At 63.5% G+C, this 2,626-nt stretch carries 2 protein-coding genes and 1 pseudogene; 2 read left to right on the top strand and 1 reads right to left on the bottom strand.

What is annotated here, in order from left to right:
• A pseudogene (locus QZ186_RS11730) lies at positions 1-71 on the top strand (photosystem II protein D2); the annotation flags it as partial.
• 70 nt (positions 72-141) lie between these two features.
• Here QZ186_RS11730 and QZ186_RS11675 read toward each other — a convergent pair.
• Positions 142-1,740 carry a multicopper oxidase family protein gene (locus QZ186_RS11675; protein ID WP_296417024.1) on the bottom strand — a complete coding sequence of 533 codons (1,599 nt, stop codon included), beginning with the start codon at positions 1,738-1,740 and terminating at the stop codon, positions 142-144.
• A gap of 368 nt (positions 1,741-2,108) precedes the next feature.
• Between QZ186_RS11675 and QZ186_RS11670 the strand changes: the two genes are divergently transcribed.
• On the top strand, positions 2,109-2,626 hold a 518-nt coding region (locus QZ186_RS11670; RefSeq protein ID WP_296417022.1), incomplete at its 3' end, for a hypothetical protein.

The raw sequence follows: 2,626 nt of genomic DNA, 5'->3' as shown, positions 1-2,626 counted from the left end.
CCCCCGCGGACCAACCGCACGAAAACTTCGTCTTCCCTGAAGAGGTTCTGCCCCGCGGCAACGCCCTCTGATCCAGATGGATTGACATCCCACGCCTGGCGTGGACACCTAGCGCCCCAAATGGGGCGCTTTTTTATTGCCCTAATCGAAGGTCAGCTGTTCATGGACAAAGCCGCTGGGGTCCCACCAACCCAGATCGGCTGAGCGATAGGCCAGCACGTTGAACATGCCGCGCATGTGGTGATAGCTGATGTGGCAGTGGAAGGCCCAGAGGCCTGGGTGGATGGCATCAAAGGCAATGCGGCAGCTGCCGCCCTTGGGCACCAGCACGGTGTCGCGCATCGGACCGGAGAACGGCTGCCCGTTGATTTCGATCACCTGGAATTCATGGCCATGCAGGTGCATCGGATGGCCCATCGGGGTTTCGTTGCTGAAGACCATCTCCACCCGTTGTCCCTCCTCGACCCAGTAGGGATCGCGGTAGGGATAAAAGCGGTCGTTGAGGCCCCAGCGGTACTGCGGGGCGGGGCCGGTGAGCGCCACGGGAATGGTGTTGTCCGCCGGTTTCTTGGGGAGGGGTTGCTGTGCCCTGAGTTGCTTGTCCTGGGTGAAGTCCAGGCGTCCCGTCCACTGTTGGGTTTGCGGGGCCAGGTTCGGGATCGCCTGCCCGGGCGCTGTGCGTAGGACGACGCCGCAGCGCAGGTTGCTCTGCTCTCCGCAGGCCAGCAGCGGGAAAACCCCCGGCGTCTCCGGCAGGCGGACCCGCAGGGTGAGCCGTTGGGCGATGGCCAACTGAAAGACCGAACCGCGGATCGGCTCCACCGGGTTGGCGTCGGTGCGCAGGAGTTCTCCCTCCAGCTCGCCGAGGTCCAGGAAGAAGTTCATGAAGGCGCTGGCGGCGATCCAGCGAATGGCCACGGTCTCCCCGGGTCGGGCCTCGATCACCTGGGGTGCGTCCAGGCTGCGCTCGTTGGCCAGCAGCGCGTCATAGACCACATCCGGCAGCATCAAGCGCCCCGGTTTGCGCTGCCAGCTGAAGCGCTCGGCTGCTGCATCCCATTGCTGCGTGAGCAGGGGCCGAGGCTGCTGCCAATCAAAGTTTTGGAGCGAGCGGGCCATGGCGGTGTCGCCGCCCCGCTTGCCGGAGACGATGTTGCTGAGGATGGTGTTGGCCGGTGTGAAGCTGAAATCCCTCAGGGTGACCGTGACGGTTTGGTCCGCCCATTGCTCCTGTTCCTCGCTGAGGATCACGAAGGGCTCAGCGACAAAGCTCTGGGTTTGCAGGCCGTAGTGGGAATGCATCCAGAAGGTGCCGTCCTGCTGGAGCGGGTAGTGGATGCGTTGGCGCTCCCCCGGCGGGATGGGGGGTTGGGTGACATAGGGCACCCCATCCATCGGATTGGGAAGGATCAGACCATGCCAGTGAATGGTGGTGGGAACCGGAAGTCGGTTCACCAGCTCCAGATTGACGCCGGCCTCCCGGCTGGTGGTGTAACCCCGTTCCCCAGTGACCTGTCGAATGCAGCCCCGCTCCACTTGTCGCCCCAGCACGGTGATGGGTGCGGTGGTGATTTCCAGAACGGTGGTGGCTGGATTGGTGGGCACCTGGAAGGTGGCCTGGCCGATGAATCGGCTCCAACTGCTCTTGGCTTGGGCCTGGGCTTGCTTGAGCAGCTCCAGTGCCGTGCCCCCAAAGGCGGCCCCCAGCAGTCCGAGCTGGAGTAAGGCGCGACGTCGCATCCGCAGCTGCTGTGCTGCTGGTTCTCTAGCCAGGGCGGGCGGTGTTGTCGCATCCGCAACGCCGTTCTTGGTTCAGCCTCGATAGGATTTGCGAGATCCGTTAGCAGTGATGTGGCGGCGCAGAACCCTTCGGGCGGAAGCGTTGCCGGATGCATTGCCGGCTAACAACAACCCCCACAGGAGGAGGTGCCCGTGTCCCACAGTTGTAAGAAGCAGGGTCTGCTGATCGCGGAGAACGCCGGCTGATTTCGGCGCCTCGTTCCTAGATCAAACGGTTCCGCGTCAGAGCGGACCCGGCGAGAGCCCCCGGTTCCTTTCGAGGAATCGGGGGCATCGTTTTGACTGGTGCCTCTTGGGGTGCCCCGCTGATGCAGAGCAGACGGCAATCGTTGGATTGGCCCGGCTCGGTTGTGGTGCTGCTGGTGGCGCTGGTCCAGTTCTTTCGAGCGGGTGCCCTCGGGAGTCAGTGCTGGCGTCCGGGCGAATCCCTGACCTTCTGCATCGATCAGTACTGGGTGAACCAGCTGCTGAAGAACTACGCCGGCGGCTTCACCAAGCGTGGATTCAGCGGTGAGGTGCTGCGTCACCTCTTCCCGTCGGGGTTGGACCTGATATGGCTCAATGCCGTCGCCTTGCTGCTGCTGATGGCGCTGGCCTTGTTGCTGTATGCCCTTGTGCGCAGGCTCTTGGCCCGCTCCGGTTGGCCTCCGCTGTTGATCAGCGTCCTGCTGCTGCTGGCCCCCTTTGGTAAGGCGTTGGCGGAGACCGCCTTGGATCCGCTGCAACTCTCTGTGCTGTTGGTGGCTGCCGTGCTGCTGACGCCAGCCAAGAGCCCGGCTCGAGATGGGGTTGTTGTGGTCAGTTTTGTGTTGGCGTCCTTGATCTA

Origin of the sequence: Vulcanococcus sp. DEBay_Sum29NL08_54 (assembly GCF_017859255.1) — a bacterium.
Lineage (GTDB): Bacteria > Cyanobacteriota > Cyanobacteriia > PCC-6307 > Cyanobiaceae > Vulcanococcus.
This window is presented reverse-complemented; position numbering and strand designations above follow the sequence as displayed.

Excerpts from the sequence above, each read along its gene's own strand:
- QZ186_RS11675 (WP_296417024.1), bottom strand. The coding sequence starts at position 1,740 with ATGCGACGTCGCGCCTTACTCCAGCTCGGACTGCTGGGGGCCGCCTTT.